The organism is Halorussus vallis, from assembly GCF_024138165.1.
Classification (GTDB): Archaea; Halobacteriota; Halobacteria; order Halobacteriales; family Haladaptataceae; genus Halorussus; species Halorussus vallis.
The window spans coordinates 1,107,531-1,126,904 of sequence record NZ_CP100000.1 but is presented as its reverse complement, the minus strand read 5'-3'; the positions used below and the strand labels follow the sequence as shown (position 1 = coordinate 1,126,904).

23 protein-coding genes and 1 tRNA gene are annotated in these 19,374 nt (G+C 68.1%); 12 read left to right on the top strand and 12 right to left on the bottom strand.

The genetic code is table 11. The features are described from left to right. Positions 1 to 21: 21 nt before the first annotated feature. On the top strand, positions 22 to 195 hold the full coding sequence (locus NGM07_RS05850) for a hypothetical protein (protein ID WP_253518276.1): 174 nt from the start codon (positions 22 to 24) through the stop codon (positions 193 to 195). 14 nt (positions 196 to 209) lie between these two features. On the opposite strand, the gene NGM07_RS05845 is transcribed toward NGM07_RS05850, so the two are convergent. The 3 genes from NGM07_RS05845 to NGM07_RS05835 form a co-directional block, all read right to left on the bottom strand. Then, positions 210 to 1,340, bottom strand: coding sequence for a DUF63 family protein (locus NGM07_RS05845; protein ID WP_253518274.1), 1,131 nt, complete (start codon positions 1,338 to 1,340; stop codon positions 210 to 212). Between the two features lie 165 nt (positions 1,341 to 1,505). Beyond that, on the bottom strand, positions 1,506 to 1,967 hold the full coding sequence (locus NGM07_RS05840; RefSeq protein WP_253518273.1) for an Lrp/AsnC family transcriptional regulator: 462 nt from the start codon (positions 1,965 to 1,967) through the stop codon (positions 1,506 to 1,508). 119 nt (positions 1,968 to 2,086) lie between these two features. Beyond that, positions 2,087 to 2,878, bottom strand: a complete 792-nt coding sequence (locus tag NGM07_RS05835; protein ID WP_253518271.1) for an inositol monophosphatase family protein — start codon at positions 2,876 to 2,878, stop codon at positions 2,087 to 2,089. Between the two features lie 198 nt (positions 2,879 to 3,076). On the opposite strand from NGM07_RS05835, the gene NGM07_RS05830 reads away from it, so the two are divergent. Continuing rightward, a complete protein-coding gene (locus NGM07_RS05830) occupies positions 3,077 to 3,436 on the top strand; it encodes a HalOD1 output domain-containing protein (protein WP_253518269.1) in 360 nt (119 codons plus the stop codon). 192 nt (positions 3,437 to 3,628) lie between these two features. Here the strand turns inward: NGM07_RS05830 and NGM07_RS05825 are convergent, their stop codons facing one another. Then, on the bottom strand, positions 3,629 to 5,263 hold the full coding sequence (locus NGM07_RS05825; protein ID WP_253518267.1) for a sensor histidine kinase: 1,635 nt from the start codon (positions 5,261 to 5,263) through the stop codon (positions 3,629 to 3,631). A 228-nt stretch (positions 5,264 to 5,491) separates the two neighbouring features. Between NGM07_RS05825 and NGM07_RS05820 the strand changes: the two genes are divergently transcribed. Both NGM07_RS05820 and NGM07_RS05815 read left to right on the top strand, forming a co-directional pair. After that, positions 5,492 to 5,575 (top strand) — tRNA-Leu (locus NGM07_RS05820). A 199-nt stretch (positions 5,576 to 5,774) separates the two neighbouring features. Continuing rightward, positions 5,775 to 7,574 carry a S9 family peptidase gene (locus NGM07_RS05815; RefSeq protein ID WP_253518265.1) on the top strand — a complete coding sequence of 600 codons (1,800 nt, stop codon included), beginning with the start codon at positions 5,775 to 5,777 and terminating at the stop codon, positions 7,572 to 7,574. A 24-nt stretch (positions 7,575 to 7,598) separates the two neighbouring features. On the opposite strand, the gene NGM07_RS05810 is transcribed toward NGM07_RS05815, so the two are convergent. Next, the gene (locus NGM07_RS05810) at positions 7,599 to 8,387 is read right to left on the bottom strand and encodes a PHP domain-containing protein (RefSeq protein WP_253518263.1); all 789 of its coding nucleotides are present in this window, start codon (positions 8,385 to 8,387) and stop codon (positions 7,599 to 7,601) included. 87 nt (positions 8,388 to 8,474) lie between these two features. Between NGM07_RS05810 and NGM07_RS05805 the strand changes: the two genes are divergently transcribed. The 3 genes from NGM07_RS05805 (at position 8,475) to NGM07_RS05795 (ending at position 10,753) form a co-directional block, all read left to right on the top strand. Continuing rightward, on the top strand, positions 8,475 to 8,960 hold the full coding sequence (locus NGM07_RS05805; RefSeq protein WP_253518260.1) for a DUF309 domain-containing protein: 486 nt from the start codon (positions 8,475 to 8,477) through the stop codon (positions 8,958 to 8,960). 234 nt (positions 8,961 to 9,194) lie between these two features. Further along, on the top strand, positions 9,195 to 9,878 hold the full coding sequence (locus NGM07_RS05800) for a DUF7344 domain-containing protein (protein ID WP_253518257.1): 684 nt from the start codon (positions 9,195 to 9,197) through the stop codon (positions 9,876 to 9,878). A gap of 77 nt (positions 9,879 to 9,955) precedes the next feature. Continuing rightward, positions 9,956 to 10,753 (top strand): M14 family metallopeptidase, encoded by a 798-nt coding sequence (locus NGM07_RS05795; RefSeq protein WP_253518254.1) that lies wholly within the window; start codon positions 9,956 to 9,958, stop codon positions 10,751 to 10,753. Between the two features lie 191 nt (positions 10,754 to 10,944). On the opposite strand, the gene psmA is transcribed toward NGM07_RS05795, so the two are convergent. Both psmA and NGM07_RS05785 read right to left on the bottom strand, forming a co-directional pair. After that, positions 10,945 to 11,709, bottom strand: a complete 765-nt coding sequence (psmA, locus tag NGM07_RS05790) for an archaeal proteasome endopeptidase complex subunit alpha (protein WP_253518251.1) — start codon at positions 11,707 to 11,709, stop codon at positions 10,945 to 10,947. A 4-nt stretch (positions 11,710 to 11,713) separates the two neighbouring features. Further along, positions 11,714 to 12,193 (bottom strand): Rpp14/Pop5 family protein, encoded by a 480-nt coding sequence (locus NGM07_RS05785; protein ID WP_253518248.1) that lies wholly within the window; start codon positions 12,191 to 12,193, stop codon positions 11,714 to 11,716. A 420-nt stretch (positions 12,194 to 12,613) separates the two neighbouring features. Here NGM07_RS05785 and NGM07_RS05780 point away from each other — a divergent pair, with 420 nt between their 5' ends. Then, positions 12,614 to 12,772, top strand: coding sequence for a ribbon-helix-helix protein, CopG family (locus NGM07_RS05780; RefSeq protein WP_253518245.1), 159 nt, complete (start codon positions 12,614 to 12,616; stop codon positions 12,770 to 12,772). A 50-nt stretch (positions 12,773 to 12,822) separates the two neighbouring features. Here NGM07_RS05780 and NGM07_RS05775 read toward each other — a convergent pair whose 3' ends face one another. The 3 genes from NGM07_RS05775 to NGM07_RS05765 form a co-directional block, all read right to left on the bottom strand. Beyond that, positions 12,823 to 13,845 (bottom strand): NAD(P)/FAD-dependent oxidoreductase, encoded by a 1,023-nt coding sequence (locus tag NGM07_RS05775; protein WP_253518243.1) that lies wholly within the window; start codon positions 13,843 to 13,845, stop codon positions 12,823 to 12,825. A 133-nt stretch (positions 13,846 to 13,978) separates the two neighbouring features. Beyond that, on the bottom strand, positions 13,979 to 14,590 hold the full coding sequence (locus NGM07_RS05770; RefSeq protein WP_253518241.1) for a class I SAM-dependent methyltransferase: 612 nt from the start codon (positions 14,588 to 14,590) through the stop codon (positions 13,979 to 13,981). Next, entirely contained in the window at positions 14,574 to 15,284 is a 711-nt protein-coding gene (locus NGM07_RS05765; protein ID WP_253518240.1) for an RNase P subunit p30 family protein, read from the bottom strand. The genes NGM07_RS05770 and NGM07_RS05765 overlap by 17 nt, the downstream gene beginning before the upstream one ends. 153 nt (positions 15,285 to 15,437) lie before the next feature. On the opposite strand from NGM07_RS05765, the gene NGM07_RS05760 reads away from it, so the two are divergent. Beyond that, positions 15,438 to 15,680: a hypothetical protein gene (locus NGM07_RS05760; RefSeq protein ID WP_253518238.1), complete on the top strand. Its 243-nt coding sequence runs from the start codon at positions 15,438 to 15,440 to the stop codon at positions 15,678 to 15,680. Positions 15,681 to 15,782: 102 nt separating this feature from the next. Here NGM07_RS05760 and NGM07_RS05755 read toward each other — a convergent pair whose 3' ends face one another. Together NGM07_RS05755 and NGM07_RS05750 are read right to left on the bottom strand one after the other, a co-directional pair. Then, complete coding sequence (locus tag NGM07_RS05755) at positions 15,783 to 16,112, bottom strand: ribbon-helix-helix protein (RefSeq protein WP_253518236.1); 330 nt, start codon at positions 16,110 to 16,112, stop codon at positions 15,783 to 15,785. Between the two features lie 86 nt (positions 16,113 to 16,198). Next, positions 16,199 to 16,447 (bottom strand): hypothetical protein, encoded by a 249-nt coding sequence (locus tag NGM07_RS05750; RefSeq protein ID WP_253518234.1) that lies wholly within the window; start codon positions 16,445 to 16,447, stop codon positions 16,199 to 16,201. 157 nt (positions 16,448 to 16,604) lie between these two features. Here NGM07_RS05750 and NGM07_RS05745 point away from each other — a divergent pair, with 157 nt between their 5' ends. The 3 genes from NGM07_RS05745 to NGM07_RS05735 all read left to right on the top strand — a co-directional run bounded on the left by NGM07_RS05745 (position 16,605) and on the right by NGM07_RS05735 (position 19,344). Further along, positions 16,605 to 16,886: a YgaP family membrane protein gene (locus NGM07_RS05745; protein WP_253518232.1), complete on the top strand. Its 282-nt coding sequence runs from the start codon at positions 16,605 to 16,607 to the stop codon at positions 16,884 to 16,886. A gap of 82 nt (positions 16,887 to 16,968) precedes the next feature. Then, a complete protein-coding gene (locus NGM07_RS05740) occupies positions 16,969 to 17,892 on the top strand; it encodes an HhH-GPD family protein (RefSeq protein ID WP_253518229.1) in 924 nt (307 codons plus the stop codon). A gap of 135 nt (positions 17,893 to 18,027) precedes the next feature. Then, positions 18,028 to 19,344, top strand: coding sequence for a hydroxyacid-oxoacid transhydrogenase (locus NGM07_RS05735; RefSeq protein WP_253518227.1), 1,317 nt, complete (start codon positions 18,028 to 18,030; stop codon positions 19,342 to 19,344). The last annotated feature ends 30 nt before the right edge of the window (positions 19,345 to 19,374 follow it).

Sequence of the window (19,374 nt, the reverse complement as noted above, 5' to 3'; positions counted from 1 at the left end):
TCTGTCGGGGGTGTCGCTGCCGTGACGACCGAGTTCGAACTGGACTGTGCGACCTGCGGGTCCCCGCTCGCTCGCAGGGAGATCACCGCCGAGGCGCTCGGGTTCGGGTCGCCGGCCGAGGTCGAAATCGCGGAGTGCCAAGACTGCGGGGAGCGGTACTTCCCGGAGTCGACGCTCCAGCGCCTCGGAACCTGAAAAACCGCCTTTTCTCAGATGCCGAACGTCGCCCGGAGCATGTCGCGCGTGCCCGGCCCGAGGCCGACCGCGACGATGGCCACCATCAGGAGGATGGCGTAGCGCGGACTCTCCTCGAATATCTCCTCGTCGAACACCCAGACGACGAACACCGCCGCGACGATCTTGACCAACAGGAACGGCCACGCGGTCCCGATCAGGTCCACGACCGGTTGGGGGAACTGCTCGCCGACGCCGATGAGCGCGCGGTTGACCGGATGTTTGGGCACCAGATCGGCGGGCAGGCCGAGTTCGCGCGCCCAGTCGATGCCGACGACGTTGGCGACGCCGTCGACCGCGTGCGCCCAGATGACGACCAGACCCATCCTGCGCGTGCCGGCGTTGATGTACGGCGCGTACCGTTCGAGCGCCCACCAGACGACGGCGGTGACGAGCGTGGCGCCGACCAAGACGATGACGGTGATCTGGGGGTAGAAAGAGACGTAGTCGGTCGTGAACGCCAGCAACGTTAGGTAGCCGAGCGACCCGACCAGCAGGGCCGTACCGATGCCCGCGAGCGGGCGGCCGTAGTCGCCGACGACGTCGTGTTCGTCGAGTTCGACGCTGACCAGCAACGCGACCAGCGTGAGCGCGAACATCGTGAAGTAGATGACCGGACTGATGATGAGGGTGTTCCACGGGAACGGGACGGCCGACTCGACGCCCTGGGGAACGGCGTCGTTGGCGTCCTCGACCACGCGGAGCGCCCCGCCGAACAGCATGTAGGGGAACAGCGAGTAGAACAGCGCGCGGTCCTGGCCGATGCCGAGTCGCCGGAGCAGGAAGACGACCCCGACCAGCGCCAGCAGCATCGTCACCGCGTAACCGACCTCCGAGACGAGCGTGTAGCCCGGCACGGCGACCGGTTCGGCCGCCGCCCGGCAGGCCGCGGCGTCGTAGAGGTAGCGGGTCGACCCGCCGCTCCGCACCGCACACTGGGCGCTCTTGGCGTCGGCCAGCACCGGCCCCCAGAAGTAGTGCCAGATGAACCCGTCGTACACCCGTTTGGGGAACGCCAGCGCGCCGCCGACCAGCGCGACCAGCAGCGCGAGGACCGTCCCGCCCCACAGGCGTTCGTTGTCGGTTCCGTCGATAGCGGTGCCCATATCGTCCAAGCCGCAATCCGCCCGTTTTACGGTTCCGGTCTCGACTCCCGGCGACGCCGGGAGTCGAGCCGTCGGCCGCCGTTCCCGACCGTGCGGCGGTGTCTCGCGACCATCACGGAGCGGTCCGTCGGCGAACCGCCTCGCCGCGGCGCCGACCGCGCCGGTTCACTCTTCGACTTCGATGGGGAGTTCGTCGCTCTCGTAGGGCGTCCCCAGGATGACCATCGTCTGCGAGCGGGCGAACCCCTCCATCTGGGCGATGTTGTCGAACATGAGTTCCCGGAGGTTGTCGGCGTCCCGGGCGTACACCCGCATCAGGACGTCCCACGAACCGGTCGTGAGGTGGACCTCCTGGACGCCGTCGATGTCGTCGAGGCGGCCGAGGGTGTCCTCCTCCTGGCCCTGCTCCACCTGGAGGCCGACGATGGCGGAGATGCCGTAGTCGAGCGCCTTCGGGTCGACCTTCGCGTGGTACCCCTCGATGACGCCCGCCTCCTCCATCCGGTTGACGCGGTCGTGGACGGTCGCACTCGACATATCGATTCGCCTCGCTATCTCGCTGAACGGCGTTCGAGCGTTCTCCTGTAGCGCCTGGAGGATGGCGCGGTCGGTATCATCGAGTTCCATACCTTACACCAAATTCTTTCACACTATATAACCTTAGAATTCTCCTCGACGCCGAGAGGTGTGTTTCCCGCCTCGGCCTCGAATCAACGACGCGCTCACCGTTGGTCCATCCCGCGGGGTTACGCAACGCTCCTGGCGGCCGCCAGGAGTTCGTCGTGGGCCTCGCCGTTCGAGGCGACCAGTCCGACGCTGTCGTGGCGCCACCGGTCGCCGTCGAGGTCGGTGACGGTGCCGCCGGCCCGCCGGACCATGTGGACGCCCGCGACGGTGTCCCACGGGTTCGCCGCGAGGTTCGTGACCGTCCCCTCCAGCGACCCGCGGGCGACCATCGCCAGCGTGAGCTGGGCGGAACCGAACCGCCGCATGTCGCCGAACCGCTCGACGATTCCCCGGCAGATGCCGGCGTACTCGTCGCGCCGGTCGAAGTCCCACCAGATGGTCGGCGCGACCGCGAACGTCTCGGGGTCCGTGCGCTCGCTGACCGACACCGACTCGCCGTCGACCCGAACGCCGTCGGCGTCGGCGACGTAGGTGTCGCCGAGCGCCGGCGCGGCGTTGACCGCCGCGACCGGTTCGCCGTCCCGGACCGCCGCCACGCTCGTCGTCCAGACGGGTATCTCGCGGACGTAGTTGTTGGTGCCGTCGATGGGGTCGACGACCCACGCGTCGCCCGTCTCGGGCACCTCCTTCAGTTCGTCTTCCTCCTCGCCGACGATGGCGTCGTCGGGGAACTCCTCGCGGATGACCTCGATGACCCGGCGCTGGGCGTTCCGGTCGGCCTCGGTCACCACGTCGGTCTTGCCGGCCTTGGTTTCGATGTCGAGGCCGGCCCGGAACCCCTCTGCGGCGACTTCGCTTCCCGCGGTCGCCGCGCGCTCGGCCACCGCGAGTCGGTCCTCGTGGTCCGTCATGACCGAATCCGTCGGCTCTGAAGCGAAAAGGGCTGTCGGTTCGCGCTCGGAGGCGGCCCGAGGCGGCGTTGGGTCTACCTCGTGCGGCCGACCGTCGATAATCGAACACCCTCAATCATAACGAACGAAACGTGTCTCGCGCTATTTGTTCATCTTCGCCAACAATTTTTATGGGCGGTAGTGTGCTATTGATGCTCAATGGTGGGGGACTCGATGGGCTCGAACGACGCCGCCGCGGCGGTCGAGTTCGATTCGAAGACGGAGACGTACAGACTCATGCACGATTGGCGGGACGACCGGTCGCTGACGGCGACGGTCATCGACGCCGTCGCGGCGGTGACGAACACGCCTTCGACCGAAATCGACCCGCTGTACGAGAGCGTCAACCCCGACGCGCTGAACGCCGTCTACGAACCGACCCACGCCGGCGAACTCCGTCGGGAGGGCGGTTGCATCAGCTTCCGGGTCGACGACTGCGACGTGACCGTCTACTGGGACGGCGTCGTCGAGATTCGGCCGCCCGACGGGGCGCGTCGACGAAACCGCCGCGAGGAGTGACGGTAATCGGCCGCGACTCGTTCGTGCGACCCGACGCCCGGCGAACGGCGTCCGGTCCGACCGGACGCGAGCGGCATCTCCGAGACAGAAACCGTGAACCGCGACGCGCGACCCGCCGCCACGCGAACGAGGTGCGACGCGCCTCCGTCGGCGAGCGCATCGAGAGACGGACGCCCGGCCCCGGGCCGAGCACTACTCCGCCGATGAGCTAACGTCGACGTCGGTGAACTCGAACCGGGCGCCGCCCGACTCGCTCTCGGTCAAGGTGCAGTCCCAACCGTAGACGTCCGCGAGTTGCTTGACGAACGTCAGTCCGAGGCCGAATCCGTTCGTCTCCGTCGTGTGTCCGGCCTCGAACACCGTCTCGCTCTCGTCGGTCGCGATGCCCGGCCCGTCGTCCTCGACGTAGAATCCGCCTGGAAGGTCGCCGATGCGGACGGTGACGGTCGTCTCGCTGTGTTCGACGCTGTTCTGGAACAGGTTCTCGAGCATGTGGTGGAGGTGGACGGGGTCGCTCCGGACCGTCCGATCGGTTTCGACGAGGAGGTCGGCCGACTCCGTGGAGGCGTCCGACCACGCGTCGGCGGCGGCCTCGGCGAGCGACACGTCCTCCCAGTCGATGACGGACTCGCCCTTCCTCGCCGTGACCAGTAGCACGTCGATCATCTCCTCGATACGGTCCAGCGCGGCCGTCACCTCGGCGGCGGCGTCTCCGTCTCCCTCGACCGCCTGGCGGTGATATATCTGCGCGATGGAGAGCGGGTTGCGCAGTTCGTGGGCCAGCATGCTCGCGAAGCTCTCGAGCCGACTGTTCTGGCGTTCGAGCGCTCGCTCGCGTTCGGCCCTATCGAGCGCGGCCTTCGTGTTCGCGGCGACCGTTTCGACGAAGTCGAAGTCGGACGACCGAAAGCCGTCGGACGCGCTCGAACCGGTGACGAACACCCCGTGGTCGCCCAGCGGGAAGACGGCGAGTTCGGAAACCGACGGGTGGGCCGCCGCGTCCAATCCGTCGAGCGAACCGGATACGCGGCGTGAGGCTCCGTCGACGTACGCCTCCCAGCAGGCCCCGTCTTCGCCGCCGAACAGCGAATTTCCGTCGAGCACTTCCTCGGCGGCGTCGGTCCGGGCCACCGACTGCAACCGGTCGCGGTCGTCGTAGAGCGCGATGGCCGTGACCGGCAGGTCGAGCGTGGTGCTCGCGGCTTCGACCACGCGTTCGCTCACGTCGGCGGTCGTCTTGACGCCCATCAGTTCGCGCGACAGCGCGTTGAGCGCCGTCAGGTAGTCAACCCGCTGTTTCCGTTCGAGTTCGTAGTTCACGCACTGGCCCATCAGTTCGAGGAACGTTTGGTCGGCCGAGGTGAACGCGCGGTCGCGCGGCGACAGGTCCGAGAAGGCGAACGTCCCGTACGTCTCGTTTCTGGCGGTGACCTTCACGCCGGCGTAGCACTGCAAGTCGAACTCGTGATAGAGGGCGTCGTCTTCCCAACCGGCGTCGCCGGCGTCGTGCACGCACGTGGTTTCGCCGCTTTCGACGACGTGCCGGCAGTAGTTGTCCGTCATCGGCGGGGTGAGCGTTCCCTCCCCGATGACGGGGTGCGAGCCCACCATCTGTTCGATTTCGAAGCAGTCCTTCCGCTCGTGGGTCAACATGCCGATGCCGACGTCGAAGTAGTCGCATCCCACCGTCAGCAACTGCTCGACTTTCTCCTCGAACGAGAGGGTGGTGTCGGACGTGATTTGGTAGAGGTCGTTGAGATATCGCTGGTGTTGGGAGAGTCCGTCCGACTGGTGTCGACCGGCGTCTCTGTGTTCTCGGTGTGACATTAATGAAGTACCCTTGGAGGTGGACCGCTTTCGACGCTTCCTATGCACGTCGATTGGATAAATGCTGTCCTCGACCCAGAAACCCCCCGTCTCGGTTTCGAAACCGCGTTCGCCACCCACGGTACGCCGGAGGTTTCGAGTCCCGGGAGCGCCGTCCCAGCCGTCGAAGTGACAGCCGAATCGAAACCGTGAGATTATAATCCGGAAAGCACGTACGCGGTACTGTGTGCGAGGGTAGCCAAGCCTGGAAACGGCGGCGGACTCAAGATCCGCTCCCGTAGGGGTCCAAGGGTTCAAATCCCTTCCCTCGCACTCGCAAGAGTGCCGGAAGACCGCTTCGGAGCGTTCTTCCCTCGCAACAATCGGCCCACCGCGGGCCCTCGCAAACTTCTACCGACGCGACGCCGCCAGCGGCGGCCGTCGCGTCGGACGACCCGTCCGGACCGCTTCGAGAGACGGGCCTCGCCCGACCACCGAAACGTTGACTAACTAACGGTTTCCACGTACTGGCATGCCCGACCGCCTTCCCCTGGCCGAACTGGCCGGTCTCCCCGAGTTCTACCACCCGGTCGCCTCGCCCGACGGTGAGCACGTCGCCGTCTACTGGGACGGCACCGGACGGAACGAACTCCACGTGATAGACGCCGAGACGGACGAGATGACCCGCCTCACCGACGGCGAAGTTCCCCGGAGCGCCCGGTGGCCGGTCCACTGGGGTCCCGACGGCGAGCAGGTCTTCTTCCACCTCGACGACGACGGCGACGAACAGAACGACCTATGGGCCGTCTCGCTCGACGGCGACGCCGAGCGCGTCGTCTCGCTCGACGGTCAGTGCGTCCTCCAGAGCGTGACCGACGACTCCCTCGTGTTCGGCAGCGACGCGGGCGAGCAGATGAACCTCTACCGGTGCGCGCTCGACGGGAGCGACGTCGAGAAACTGACCGACTACGACCTGCCGGTGTGGTACGCCCCGGTTGCCCCTGACGGGGAGCGAATCGCGTACGCGACCAACGAGTCCGACGACCTCGAGAACCGGGACGCCTACGTCGCCGACGCCGACGGCGGCAACGCCCGCCGACTCCCGGTCGGCGAGGACGGCGCCGAAACCTACCCAGTCGCGTTCGGTCCCGCCGGCGACCGCCTCCTGCTCGCCGACGACACCGAGGACCTCTCGCGCTGCGGCGTCTACGACCTCGCGAAGGACGAAGTGACGTGGTACGGTACCGGTGAGTTCGAGGAGGCGCCGGTCGCGTTCCGGCCCGACGGGTCGGGGTTCCTCGCCACCCGGACGCGCGAGGCGGGCGTCGTCCCAGTCTTCTACGGCCTCGACGGCGATTCGCGCGAACTCGACTTCCCCGAGGGCGTCGCGTCGCTCCCCCACTCCGACAGGGGCGTGTTCGTCTCTGACGACGCGTTCGTCGTCAGCCACACCGCCACCGACTCGCGAAAGCAGTTGTATCGCTACGACCTCTCGACCGACGAGCGCGAGGTGCTGCTCGAAGCCGACTACGGCGACCTCGACCCCGCGGACTTCGCGTCGGCCGAGTACGTCACCTACGAGTCGCCCGACGGACTCGAAATCGGCGCGCTCCTGTACGACTCGGGCGAGCGACCGTCGCCTGCGGTCGTCCGGGTCCACGGCGGCCCCCACGCCCAGTTCCAGAAGCGCTTCGACCCCTACGCCCAGTTCCTCGTGAGCCGCGGCTACAGCGTCCTGATGCCGAACTATCGGGGGTCGACCGGTCGCGGCCGGGAGTTCAAGAACCGCATCCACGGCGACTGGGGCGGCCGCGAACAGGAGGACGTCGCGGCGGGTGCGAGGTGGCTGAAGCGCAAGGAGTGGACAGACGACGAGCGAATCGCGGTGTACGGCGGGTCCTTCGGCGGGTACAGCGTCTACGTGCAGTTGACGACCCGCCCCGACCTCTGGACGACCGGCATCGCGTCGGTGGGCATCACCGACCTCCACGCCCTCTACGAGGACTCGATGCCCCACTTCCGGTCGATACTGGAGGAACAGATGGGTGACCCCGAGGACGACGCCGACCTGTGGCGCGAGCGAAGTCCCATCACGCACGTCGAGGCGATGGGGCGACCCATCCAGATGATTCACGGCGTCAACGACCCGCGGTGTCCGGTTTCGCAGGCGCGACGATTCCGGGACGCGCTCGAAGAACGCGGATGGACCGAGGGCGAGGACGGCGACTTCGAGTACGAGGAACTCGGCGAGGAGGGCCACGGCAGCACCGACATCGACCAGAAGATTCGGACGTTCCGACTGGTCGAGGACTACCTCGACCGGCGACTGTAGCCGACTTCTCGCCCCGGAGTTCCGTTATCGCGTCACGTCCAGCCGAATCGGCTCCGTCTCCCACTCGTCGAACGCCCGCCCGAGCGCGTCGACGCGCTCGGGCAGTTCCCCGGGGGCGTGCGAATCCGACCCGGCGACGAACGCGACGCCGCGCTCGCGGAGGCGTTCCGCGAACGCCGGTTCGGGGTGGAACTCGCCGTAGGACTCTCGGAGCGCCCGCCCGGCGTTGAGTTCCGGGACCGTCCGCGACCGGGCGAAGGCGTCGGCCGCCATCTCGTAGTGGTCGTCGGTGGCGAACCCCCGGAGCGCGGAGGTCCGCTGGACCAGGTCGGCGTGGGCCGCGATCTCGAACAGTTCGGACTCGACCAGCGAAACCAGTCGGTCGTAGTAGTCGTCGACGAACGCCCGGCGGTCGCGCTCGGACATCTCCTCGAAGGGACCACTGCGCTGGACGTTGGTGCCGTCGACCCGGTGGACGCTTCCGATGGCGTAGTCGAAGTCGGCCTCGGCGAGGAACGCCTCTATCGCCACTTCGTCGCGCGGGTCGTAGTCGAGTTCCACCGCGTCGTAGATCTCCAGGTCGTACCGCTCGCGGAGCGACTCGATGGCCCCGCGACGAAGGTCGTAGGTTCGGTCGAGGTTGATGCCGTGCTCGCGCTTGCCCCGCCGGAGCCAATCGCGCTCGGAGACGTTGCAGTGGTCGGCGAAGCCCACCGCGTCGAGGCCGGCCTCCTCGGCGGCGGCGAGCATCCGGGGCATCTGCGTTCCGTCGGAGTAGTTCGAGTGGACGTGGTAATCGTGGGTGACCGACACGGAGGGACGTTCGCCACTCGGCCCGGTAGCTGTTTGGGTCGCGACCGTTCCGAGGAGTTACCCGGCCGGAACTCCAAACGGTCGGGCATGGACGACCACACCCACGCGCCGGACGTCCCGCCGCCGACATCGGGGACGCCGACGGGATGGAACCCCCACACCGGCATCTGGGAGCACGGAACCCTCCGGCGCGCGACGGTCCACGGCGTCCGCCTGTTCAACTCGGGGGAGTTCCACGAGTCCCACGACTGCTTCGAGGACGAGTGGTACAACTACGGCAGCGGAACCACCGAGTCGAAGTTCCTCCACGGGATGGTGCAGGTCGCGGCGGGCGCGTACAAGCACTTCGACTTCGAGGACGACGGCGGGATGCGCTCGCTGTTCGAAACCGCGCTCCAGTACCTCCACGGCGTCCCCGACGACTTCTACGGCGTTGACCTGCCGGACGTGCGGGCGACGATGACCGACGCGCTGGACGACCCGGAGGTGCTGGCGGGGTGGCGCATCGAACTCGACGGCGCGCGGCCGACGGCCGACGACTCGGACTTCGCGTACGCGGAGTCGCTGGACTGACGCGTGATGCGTGTTATCGAGTCTGAACTCAAGCGGAATAAAGAACTTATATACTGCCTCGGGGCACACGTATCGGGTACGAAGCCGCCGTAGCCCCCACCGCGGTCGTCGTCGCGAACCGGCGACGCGGCCGGACTCCCCCAGGAAATCGGCCGGTTCGGGGGTCGGGCCGGCTCGCTCGACCGTCGACGCGGCGCCCGGCCCGGCCCGCTCGACGCCGAAACGGAGACGACAATGACCTCGACCGACAACACACACGACCTCCCCCGGACCGACGCGGCCCGGCAGGGTCCCGGCAGGGACGACCGCGGAACCGTCTTCGCGGTGCTCGCCGACCCCCGCTGTCGGACCGTCGTCCGCCACCTCGCGAAGGCGGGGAGTCGGACGGTCACCGTCGACGACCTCGCGGCGGGCCTGGCGGCCGCCGACGACTCGCTCGACGCCGACCGCGCGACGACGTTGCTCCACCACTCGGTGCTCCCCCGACTCGCCGACGTCGGCTACGCCGACCGCGACGTCGACCGCGGGACGGTCCGGTACGAGGCCGACGACCTCCTCGAACGGTCGCTGGCCGCGGTCGACGAGATCGACGCCGCCGACCTCGCCGTCTCCGCGGGGACCCTGCTGGACGTGCTCGCCGACGAGCGCCGGCGGTGTGCGCTCCGGACGCTGTTGACCCACCGGGAGTTGACGCTCCCGGACCTCGCCGACGAGGTCGCGGTCGAGGAGCGCGGGAAGCCCCTGTCGGAGATCGACCCCGAAACCGTGCTGGGAATCTACCTCTCGCTGTACCACACCCACGTCCCGCGACTCACCGACGCCGACCTCGCGGCCTACGAGCAGGAACACGACCTCGTCGCCGCGACCGAGAGCGGCGAGGCGCTCGCCACCCGCATCGAAACGCTCTGCGAACTGTAACTCGGTCGCCATTCTTCGTCCCCCGAGCGCCGCCGGAGCCGAAACGCTCAAGGCTCGCCTGGCCCGCAATTTTGGCCATGCGAATCGAGCAGTTGGGCGACGGCACGCCCGAAGTGGCGGTCGTCGCGGCGATACACGGCGACGAACCCTGCGGCGTCCGCGCGGTCGAACGTCTGCTCTCCGACGCCCCCGACGTCGAGCGCCCGGTGAAACTCGTCGTGGCGAACGAGGAGGCGCTGGAGAAGGGCGTTCGGTACGTCGAGGAGGACCTGAACCGAGCGTTCCCCGGCGACCCGAACGCCGACACCCACGAGGGGCGACTGGCGTCGGCGCTCGCGAGCGAACTCCGGGACTGCACCACGCTGTCGCTCCACTCCACCCAGTCGTACGGCGAACCGTTCGCGCTCGTGGACACGGTCGGCGCGGTCGCCCGGTCGCTGTGTCCGTTCCTCCCCGTCTCGGTGCTGGTCCAAACCGGCGAGGAGAGCGAGGGCCGACTCATCTCGTACCCCCACACGCTCGAAGTCGAGTGCGGCTATCAGGGCTCCGAGCGGGCGGCCGAGAACGCGGTCGAACTCGTCTACGGCTTCCTCGAAGCGACCGGCGTACTCGCCGACGACGAACCGGTCGTCGGCGCCGCCCGCGACGACGTGACGGTGTTCGGCCTCGGCAATCCGGTCCCCAAGCCCCCGGCAGACGAGTACGAGGTGTTCGCCGAGAACTTCCAGCAGGTCGCGGCGGGCGAGGCGTTCGCGGCGGCCGACGGCGACGAACTGGTCGCCGAGGCGGCGTTCTGGCCCGTACTGATGTCGGCGTACGGCTACCAGACCGTGTTCGGCTACCGCGGCGAACGAATCGGCGTCCTCGAATCCTGACGCTCCGACCGGGGTCTGTCGCCGCTCCGATTCAGGCTACCGACCGGTCGTCAGTCGCCGGTCGCCCGTGGTCGCTCGTCGCGTCTCGTCGGTCGCGTCGCTCACCGAATCGCGAGCCCCGCCGGTGGTCGGGTGAAACCGCGGGAGAAGGGTCGATTGCCGACGATGCGGCGTCGGTGGCTTCGAACTCGTTACTCTTCGGGTTCGGACTCGTCGCCGCCGCCCTCGCCGAGCAGTTCGAGTTCGCCGAGATACTCCTCAATCTCCTCGTCGGTGAGTTCGACGAACTGCTCGGACTCGGCGTCGATGGTTGCGATGCCGACGCCCTCCGGCGAGAGTTCGTCGTCGTTGACGGTGCCCAGCGCGCGGAGCGCCAGTTCGATGCCGCCGTCGAGGTCGGCGTTCTCGTTGTAGTTCTCCTCGAGATAGTCCTGAATCTCGCCGCGGTCGGCGCCGACCGCCAGCGCCTTCCACTCGTAGGGCGTCCCCGACGGGTCCGTCTCGTAGAGGCGGGGTTCGCCGTCCTCGATGCCGCCGATAATGAGCGCGACGCCGAACGGGCGCGCGCCGCCGACCTGGGTGTACTGCTGGATGTGGTCGGTGACCTCCTTGGTCAGCGTCTCGACGCCGATGGGTTCGCCGTAGCGGAGGTGGTTGACCTGCGCCTGCCGCCGGGCGAAGTCGATGAGCTGGCGGGCGTCGGCGACGTGGCCCGCCGAGGCGATGCCGATGTGGTCGTCGGCCTTGTGAATCTTCTCGACGCTCGTCCGCTCCATCAACTCCGAACGGATGCGTTTGTCCACCGCGAGCACGACGCCGCCTTCGGTGCGGACGCCGATGCTCGCCGTGCCGCGCTTGACGGCTTCGCGGGCGTACTCGACCTGGTAGAGCCGTCCGTCCGGGGAGAAAATCGTAATCCCACGGTCGTAGGCCTGCTGTTGGGCTTGTCCCTGCATAGTATCACTCGAAATCGAGTTCCGTCGCGCCCGCGAACGCACCATCCATCCGCACGTCGAGGAGTCCGTTCCGAACGACGGCGGAACGGTGGGCGTCCTCGAACACGACTTTTCTCTCGCCCGAAAATTCGGCGTCTGCTCCTAAATACTTTTCTTCACAGGCACGTACCGTACCGCTTATACCGGCGACTCGCAGGCCCACGGGGTCGCCGCGGATTTCGTGGACGCAGGCCAGCACCGCGCGGGCCTCCTCGACGTGGCCGTGGCGGGCGCGAACCACGGCTTCGCCGGCGCCCTCCGAGAACTCGAACTGGAGGACCTTCAGGTCGGCGTCGGCGCTCCCGACGTCGCCCAGCAGGTTCTGGGCCGCGAACCAGACGCTCCGCTGGAAGTCCCGGCGCCCGACCGAGGCGTCGGGCCACGTTTCGAGTTCGACGGCGAGGTAGCGCCAGCGCGGTCGGAGGTGCTTGGGGAGATGTTTCATCGTCGGTCCGTCGCCGGACGTTGGTCGGCCGTCGGCTTGAAAGGTCCGCTGTGGATTCGAGTCCGAAACCCGCGCCGAATCTACCAGTTCGAATCTGTTCGGTGAGAACGCTTAACATTCTGGATGGTGATGTCCAAACGACGGAAACTGGCCGCTTCCAGTGACTGTCATCCCGGGCTGGTATCCCGCTACCACTACCCCCAAACTGAACTTCTGCGGTGACAGTCCCGGATGTTCGGGCGGTCGTCCCGGCCCCGACCGCGCATCGTCCCGACTCCGACCGCGCAGTCAGCGTCGAGTACCAGCACAAGCGCCGACCGCCGGCGAGCGGCGCCTTCGTCCGATTCCCCGTCGGTTCGCGCCCCGTCAAACGTCCGTCTGACGAACGTATATGTGCTTGCCGTTCGCAGACTGTCCAAGATGCATCTCGACCACCTCGACATGGAGGAAGTTACTATCGAACTCGAGGACGAGGAACTCGACGCCGTCGACGACATCGCGTTCGCGGACCATCGCGACAACCGCGAGGCGGCGATTCGGACGCTGCTCGCCGAGTGGCTGAGCCAGCGCGACGACTGACGCCCGGATTCTGCGCGGTTCGCCGCTCGGCACGCGGCGCCCGCCTCGGCTCAGTCCTCTTCGCCGACGGCGAACGTCGCGGCCGCCTCCCTGATATGTTCGGAGACCGCGGGCACCGCCTCCGGGTCGACCGACCCTTCGGCGTCGAGTTCTTCGAGCGTCTTGGGGTACTCGCGGATGTCCATGTGGATCGCGATGCCGGCGTCGGCGCCCTGGCCCATCGCGACCGGAATCTGGTTGTGGCCGGGGGTGAGGTCGCCGACGGCGTAGACGCCCTCGACGCTGGTTTCGCCGTCCTCGTCGACCGCGACGGTCCCGTCGTCGTTCAGGTCGCAGCCGAGTTGTTCGGCGAGGTCGCTGTTGTAGTCCGCCCCGTGCATCGGGAAACCGCCGCGGTACTCGCGGACGGTCCCGTCCTCGAACGCGAAGCTCTCGAGCCAGCCGTCGTCGCCGGTGTTGGCCTCCGCGATTTCGGCCTCGATGACGTCGACGGGGTGTGCCCGGAGCAGTTCGTCCGTCTCGTCGCTCCACTCGGGGTCGTCGCCCCGCAGGAGCAGGTCGACCTCGTCGGTGAAGTTGAGCATGATCATCGCCACGTAGGCGGCGCTCTCGCCGGTCCCCATCACGTACACCGGCTTGTCGATGAACATGTAGGCGTCGCAGTGCAGACAGTAGTGGAGGCCTCGACCGGTTCGGGGAAGCGGCGGGTCCGGGCGTTCGTCGGTGAATCCGGTGGCGAGGACGACCCGCTCGGCGACGTACTCGCCGTCGCCCGCCGCGAGGCGGAACCGGCCGTCGTCGAGTCGTTCGGCCGCCTCGACGAGTTCCGAGATGACGGTGGCGCCGTACGATTCGACCTGCTTGCGGGCGGTTTCAAGAAACTCGACGCCCGAGACGTCCTCGGTGACGCCGACGACGTTGTGCGTGTCGGCCATCATCGCCGCCCGGCCGCCGCCCCGGTCGATAACCGCCGTGTCGTGACCGAGGCGCGTGGTGTACAGCGCCGCGGTCAGGCCGCCCGGTCCGCCGCCGACGACCACCACGTCGTACTCCTCGTAATCCGTATCCGACATGCTGGCCGTCACTTCTCACCGCGGAGAGTTAAGGAGAACGCCCGCGGCGGTCCGTTCCGCTCCCGTTCGCTGACGAGGACCGGTCGCCACGCGGACCGCGCGGCGACCGGTCCTCGCCGACGTTCCGACCGTACTACTCTTCGCCGCGTTCGGCCACCAGCACGCCGACCTGCTCGTGGACGCGCTCGACCGCCGTCAGCGCGAACCCGGCGTCGGTCAGCGCGTCGGCCAGGTGGCCCACCGTCGAGGGGTCGTCGACCTCGGGGCTGTAGAACGGTTCGTCGGGGTCGGGCGTCCCGAAGAACATCACGTCGCCGAGCACGAACTTCCGCGGGCCGAGTTCGGCGATGGCTTCGATGGCTTCGACCTTCTCTTCGTCGCTCAGGTGGTGCATGGCGAAGTTCGAGACGACGACGTCGGCGCTCTCGACGCCGGGGTCCCGGAAGCGACCCTCGCCGAACTCGACGTTCTCGAAGCCCTGCTCGGCCGCCTTCTCGCGTGCGCGGTCCATCATTCCCTCGCTGATGTCCCGACCGACGACGGTTCCGGCGTCCTCGGCGAGCGCCAGCGCGATGGCGCCCGTCCCGGTGCCGAGGTCGACGACGGTGTCCTCGGGGCCGGGATTTGCATGCTCGACCACCAGCGAGACGCTCGCGCGGTACTCGTCGGTGTCGTTCTGGGTGTCGTCGTACTCGCCGGCGATGTCGTCGAAGCGAGAAGCGTGCTCGTCAAGCGTCTTCTTCATACTTGCCGCGTTTGACCCCCGGCGCTATGAAATCGTCGGAGGCGCGTTCGCGGTTGCGCTCGGCGAGTCGACCCCACTCGGCCAGGCCCTCCCGAATCCGGTCCGGTTCGAACCCGATGGCCTCCCCGACCGCCGTCAGTTCCCGCGGTGCGCGCAGTTCGAGATGACTTCGGGGGTCGCCGCTGACGACGAACGGCGCGTCGTACTGCTCGACGATTTCGCGGAGCTTTCGGAGGTCCGAGAGCGCCTGGACCCGGGGGCCGCCGTCGTTCCGGAGCACCCGCGCGAGGTTGAACTCCACCCGCACGCCGTTCTCGGCCGCCGCCTTCGCCAGCACGTGGTTGAAGTCCCCGCGGCCCCGCATCGGGTGGGCCAGCACGTCGATTCGCTCCTGCTCGACCGCGAAGCGGTTCAGCTCGTTCGTCCCGCCGTGGAGCACCAGCAGGGTGCACTTGGGCCGGTAGTTGCCGACGTGCCCGCTCGCCTGCTGGGGGTCGTCGGCCCGAATCTCGATGGCGTCGACCACGTCCACGTCGTAGGCCTCGGCGACGCGTTCGGCATTGTACTCGGCGGTCGCGCCGCTGTGGTTGCGCACCACCACGCCGTCGTACCCCTGGTCGGCGGCGGTGGCGGCCATGCGCGCGACGGTGCTGTCGCCGTCGGGATGGGCGTGGACGCCCTCGTAGCGTGTCATCTGAACGGGTGACGTTACCGCCGTCTTCGCAGGCGCGGGGTTTGTGCGTTGTCCTTCGGTCGCGGCGGAGCGCCCGAGTCGTAGAACCCCGACCGCGCTCCCGCGAATCGGATACCAGAAGATACTCGGCGAACCGCTCTTCGGGGGTGGGTAATGGACATCGACGGCTACACCTACCGGAAGTGCGGCGACTGCGGCGAACGCTACTACATCCACGAGGACGAGACGCGGTGCGAGTCGTGTCGGGACGGCCCCGCGGAATCGGTCGACGGAGACTCGACCGACTCCGCGTCCGAGGGCCGGCGAACCGACCGGAAACGGGACGCGAAGGACGAGAGCAAAGGCACGTCCTCGGCCATCGAGATGATAAAGCGGGTCAACGCGGGCGGCGACTGAGCGCCCGTCGCCGGTCGCGTGACGCCGGCCGCCGGCGTCACGCGACCTGCCGGACTCTCTTCGTTTTCCGTGCCCGGTCGCCGGGACTCCACCGAACGACGCTTAGAACTGGTATCGGCGGTCGTCGTCTTGTCGCTGCTGGGGGAACTGTTGGCCGCCGGTCATCTCCTCGTAGGTCATCCCCGAGAGGAACTCGTCGTAGGTTACGTCGTAGGAACTCCGGAGGTGGAAGTCGAGGTTTCCTCTCTCGACGGTCGCCTGAAAGAGCGTGTGTATCGCCCGGCGGACCGTCTCGTCGGTACCGTCCGGCCCGAACGCGGCGTTCAGTATCGCCAGTTCGTTTCTGGTTTGGCGGTCGAGCGACACCGAAAGTTCCTCGCCGAGGTCCGAGTACTCCCGCTCGACGTCGTCGCGAAGGTCGTCCAGACTCATGCCCGGGTGGTCGGGCGCGGGCGGGAAACCGCTTTCGGGACGGCGGCCGCAACCGGCAGTCGCGGCCGCCGTCCCGAAAGCGGAGGTCAGGGTAGTCGCCCGTCGCACTCCCGACAACGGGTTCGTTCGGCCCAGTTGTCGGCCCCGCAATCGGGACACTCGACTCTGTAGTTATCGTCGCTACCGAGGTACTCGACCGCCGAGGCGACGCCGCCGCCGACGGTCAGCACCGCGCCGAGGACGAACAGTCCGAAGACGCCGAACATCGCCAGTGCGGACGCGGCGACGACGAGCGTGACGCCGACCAGGAACGCCGAGCGGGCGAGACTACTCATCGCCCGTGGATTCGCAGGCCACCCGATAAACGTGCGGGGTTCGCCTCACCGTTTGTCCCGGGCCGGCGGGCGGCGTCGAACCCGTCCCACGGCGCCACCCACGTTCAAGTGTTGCGGCGTCGTCTCGTGGTCCGGAGGAGACCATGGGAGGCCACGCATGAAACGGAACGTCGGCGGACTCGACGAGGGAATCAGAATCACGCTCGGGCCGATACTGCTGTTCGTCGCGGTGTTGTCACTCCGCGGGCGGATTCGGCTCCGGCCGGGCCTCATGGCGCTGGCGGCCGCCGTCGGCGCGATACTCACCGTGACCGGGCTGATGGGCCGGTGTCCTGCGAACGCCGCGCTCGGCAGGGACACGTACCGGCTCGTCGAAGCAGACCTCGAAGACGACGACGGCGAGGCGGCCCGACTGGTCCGGGAGCGCGCGCTCGGCTGACCGAGTCGAGCGATAACGCGAGTCGCGAACCGGGCGGTCCGAACCGCGGTCCCTTTACCCGTCTCGTTCTTACCTCCGGGCGATGAGCGACGCCGAGTCAGAGTACTCGCTCCCCGCAGACCTCCCCGACGTCCGGGACGCCCTCGTCTCGTGGTACGAGGACGACCACCGGCCGTTCCCGTGGCGCGAGACCGACGACGCCTACGAGATCCTCGTCTCGGAGGTGATGAGCCAGCAGACCCAACTCGGCCGGGTGGTCGAGGCCTGGAACGCGTTCCTCGAACGCTGGCCGACCGTCGCCGACCTGGCGGCGGCGGACCGCGCTGACGTCGTCGGCTTCTGGACCGACCACAGCCTCGGCTACAACAACCGCGCGAAGTACCTCCACGAGGCCGCCAAGCAGGTCGAAACCGAGTACGGCGGTGAGTTCCCCGAGACGCCGGACGAACTCCAGGAGCTGATGGGCGTCGGTCCCTACACCGCCAACGCCGTCGCCTCCTTCGCGTTCAACGCCGGCGACGCCGTGGTCGACACCAACGTCAAGCGCGTGCTCCACCGTGCGTTCGACGTCCCCGACGACGACGCGGCGTTCGAGGCGGCGGCCGCCGAGATGATGCCCGAGGGCGAGTCTCGGGTCTGGAACAACGCCGTGATGGAACTCGGCGGCGTGGCCTGCGAGAAGTCGCCGAAGTGCGACGCCGCGGGCTGTCCGTGGCGCGAGTGGTGCCACGCCTACGAAACCGGCGACTTCACCGCGCCGGACGTGCCCACCCAGCCGAGTTTCGAGGGGAGCAGGCGGCAGTTCCGCGGTCGCGTCGTCTCGACGCTGAAGGAGTACGACGAACTCCCGCTGTCGAAGCTCGGCCCCCGGATTCGGGTGGACTACGCTCCGGAGGGAACCCACGGCCGCGAGTGGCTCGAAGGCCTCCTCTCGGACCTTGACGACGACGGCCTGGTCGACGTCGAGGAGCGCGACGGTGAGACCGTCGCGCGACTCCGGCGCTGACCAGATGAAATAATTCCGACACTCTCGGAACGTTGATGTTGGTGTGTACCGAGTACCCGCCATGGTTAGTCTGCTACTCGATAGCACAGTGGGTGTGGGAACGACGTCCGACCGTGCTTGGACCGGTGGTCGTCGATGAGCTACGACCGCTCGGTTTCCTCGTCGACCCGCGAACTCGAACCCGAAACCGTCTGGAACGTCCGGTTGCCCGAGATTCGATTCGGCCGGAACGCGACCGACGAACTCGCCTTCCAGTTGCGGGACCTGGGCGTCGACGACGACGACCGCGGCCTCGTCGTGACCGACCGGAACCTCGTCGACCTCGGTCACGCCGGCCGGGTCGAGAGCCACCTCGCGGACGCCGGGTTCGCCGTCGACGTCTACGACGACTCCGAGCGCGAACCGTCGGTCGAGGCCGCCGAGGACTGCATCGCGTTCGTCCGCGACGAGGCGGGAGAGGCGGGCTACGACTTCTACGTCGGCCTGGGCGGCGGCAGTTGCATGGACACCGCGAAGGTGACGCGGGCGGTCGTCGCCAACGGCGGCGGACCGCTCGACTACGTCGCCGAACCGACCGGCGCGGGCCGACCGCTCGAAACGTCTGGCGAACCGCTGGTGCTGGTCCCGACCACCGCGGGGACCGGCGCGGAGATATCGCCGGTCGCCATCCTCTCGGTGCCGGAGAAGCAGACGAAGGAGGGCATCTCCAGCAACCACCTCCGGGCCGACGCCGCGGTGCTCGACCCGACGCTGACGACGACGCTGCCCGCCGACCTCACCGCGAAGACCGCGATGGACGCGCTCGGCCACGCCATCGAGGGCTACACCACCCACGAATACGACTCGCTGCTCCGGGCGGCCGACCCCGCCGAGCGACCGGTGTACGCCGGTCGGACGCCGCTGACGGAGATATTCTCGGAGAAGGCCATCGAACTGCTCTCCTCGAACGTCCGGCGGGCGGTCCACAACGGCGACGACCTCGAAGCCCGCGAGAACATGCTCCAGGGCGCGCTGTTCGGGGCCATCGCGGGCCTCACGGCGGGCGCCAGCCTCTGTCACGCGATGGCCTACCCGGTCGGCAACCGCTACCACACGAAGCACGGCGAGACCATCGCGGTGCTCACGCCTGCGAGCACCATCGACTACAACGCCGCGAGCGACCCGCCGCGGTTCGCCGACCTCGCGGAGACGTTCGGCGTGGACACTGCGGGGATGACCGACCGCGCGGCGGCCGACGCGCTCAAAGCGCAGTACGTCCAACTACAGCGCGACCTGAACGTCCTGCCGAGCGGCCTGGCCGAGTTGGCGGACGTCGGCGAAGACGACGTCGACTGGCTCGCGAAACAGACGGTCGAAACCCAGCAGCGCCTCCTGCGCACCAATCCCAGGCCGGTGACCGAGGACGATGTCCGCGATATGTTCTTGGACGCGCTGTACAACTGGGAGGAGTAGCGAGACTGCCGCGGGCGAGTTCGTACCGGC

Coding starts and splice junctions, on each gene's coding strand:
- NGM07_RS05815 (WP_253518265.1), top strand. CDS start 5,775: ATGCCCGACCGCCTTCCCCTGGCCGAACTGGCCGGTCTCCCCGAGTTC.
- NGM07_RS05765 (WP_253518240.1), bottom strand. CDS start 15,284: ATGACACGCTACGAGGGCGTCCACGCCCATCCCGACGGCGACAGCACC.
- NGM07_RS05780 (WP_253518245.1), top strand. CDS start 12,614: ATGCATCTCGACCACCTCGACATGGAGGAAGTTACTATCGAACTCGAG.
- NGM07_RS05805 (WP_253518260.1), top strand. CDS start 8,475: ATGGACGACCACACCCACGCGCCGGACGTCCCGCCGCCGACATCGGGG.
- NGM07_RS05840 (WP_253518273.1), bottom strand. CDS start 1,967: ATGGAACTCGATGATACCGACCGCGCCATCCTCCAGGCGCTACAGGAG.
- psmA (WP_253518251.1), bottom strand. CDS start 11,709: ATGCAGGGACAAGCCCAACAGCAGGCCTACGACCGTGGGATTACGATT.
- NGM07_RS05745 (WP_253518232.1), top strand. CDS start 16,605: ATGAAACGGAACGTCGGCGGACTCGACGAGGGAATCAGAATCACGCTC.
- NGM07_RS05735 (WP_253518227.1), top strand. CDS start 18,028: ATGAGCTACGACCGCTCGGTTTCCTCGTCGACCCGCGAACTCGAACCC.
- NGM07_RS05750 (WP_253518234.1), bottom strand. CDS start 16,447: ATGAGTAGTCTCGCCCGCTCGGCGTTCCTGGTCGGCGTCACGCTCGTC.
- NGM07_RS05760 (WP_253518238.1), top strand. CDS start 15,438: ATGGACATCGACGGCTACACCTACCGGAAGTGCGGCGACTGCGGCGAA.
- NGM07_RS05825 (WP_253518267.1), bottom strand. CDS start 5,263: ATGTCACACCGAGAACACAGAGACGCCGGTCGACACCAGTCGGACGGA.
- NGM07_RS05795 (WP_253518254.1), top strand. CDS start 9,956: ATGCGAATCGAGCAGTTGGGCGACGGCACGCCCGAAGTGGCGGTCGTC.
- NGM07_RS05835 (WP_253518271.1), bottom strand. CDS start 2,878: ATGACGGACCACGAGGACCGACTCGCGGTGGCCGAGCGCGCGGCGACC.
- NGM07_RS05800 (WP_253518257.1), top strand. CDS start 9,195: ATGACCTCGACCGACAACACACACGACCTCCCCCGGACCGACGCGGCC.
- NGM07_RS05830 (WP_253518269.1), top strand. CDS start 3,077: ATGGTGGGGGACTCGATGGGCTCGAACGACGCCGCCGCGGCGGTCGAG.
- NGM07_RS05755 (WP_253518236.1), bottom strand. CDS start 16,112: ATGAGTCTGGACGACCTTCGCGACGACGTCGAGCGGGAGTACTCGGAC.
- NGM07_RS05740 (WP_253518229.1), top strand. CDS start 16,969: ATGAGCGACGCCGAGTCAGAGTACTCGCTCCCCGCAGACCTCCCCGAC.
- NGM07_RS05845 (WP_253518274.1), bottom strand. CDS start 1,340: ATGGGCACCGCTATCGACGGAACCGACAACGAACGCCTGTGGGGCGGG.
- NGM07_RS05775 (WP_253518243.1), bottom strand. CDS start 13,845: ATGTCGGATACGGATTACGAGGAGTACGACGTGGTGGTCGTCGGCGGC.
- NGM07_RS05770 (WP_253518241.1), bottom strand. CDS start 14,590: ATGAAGAAGACGCTTGACGAGCACGCTTCTCGCTTCGACGACATCGCC.
- NGM07_RS05785 (WP_253518248.1), bottom strand. CDS start 12,193: ATGAAACATCTCCCCAAGCACCTCCGACCGCGCTGGCGCTACCTCGCC.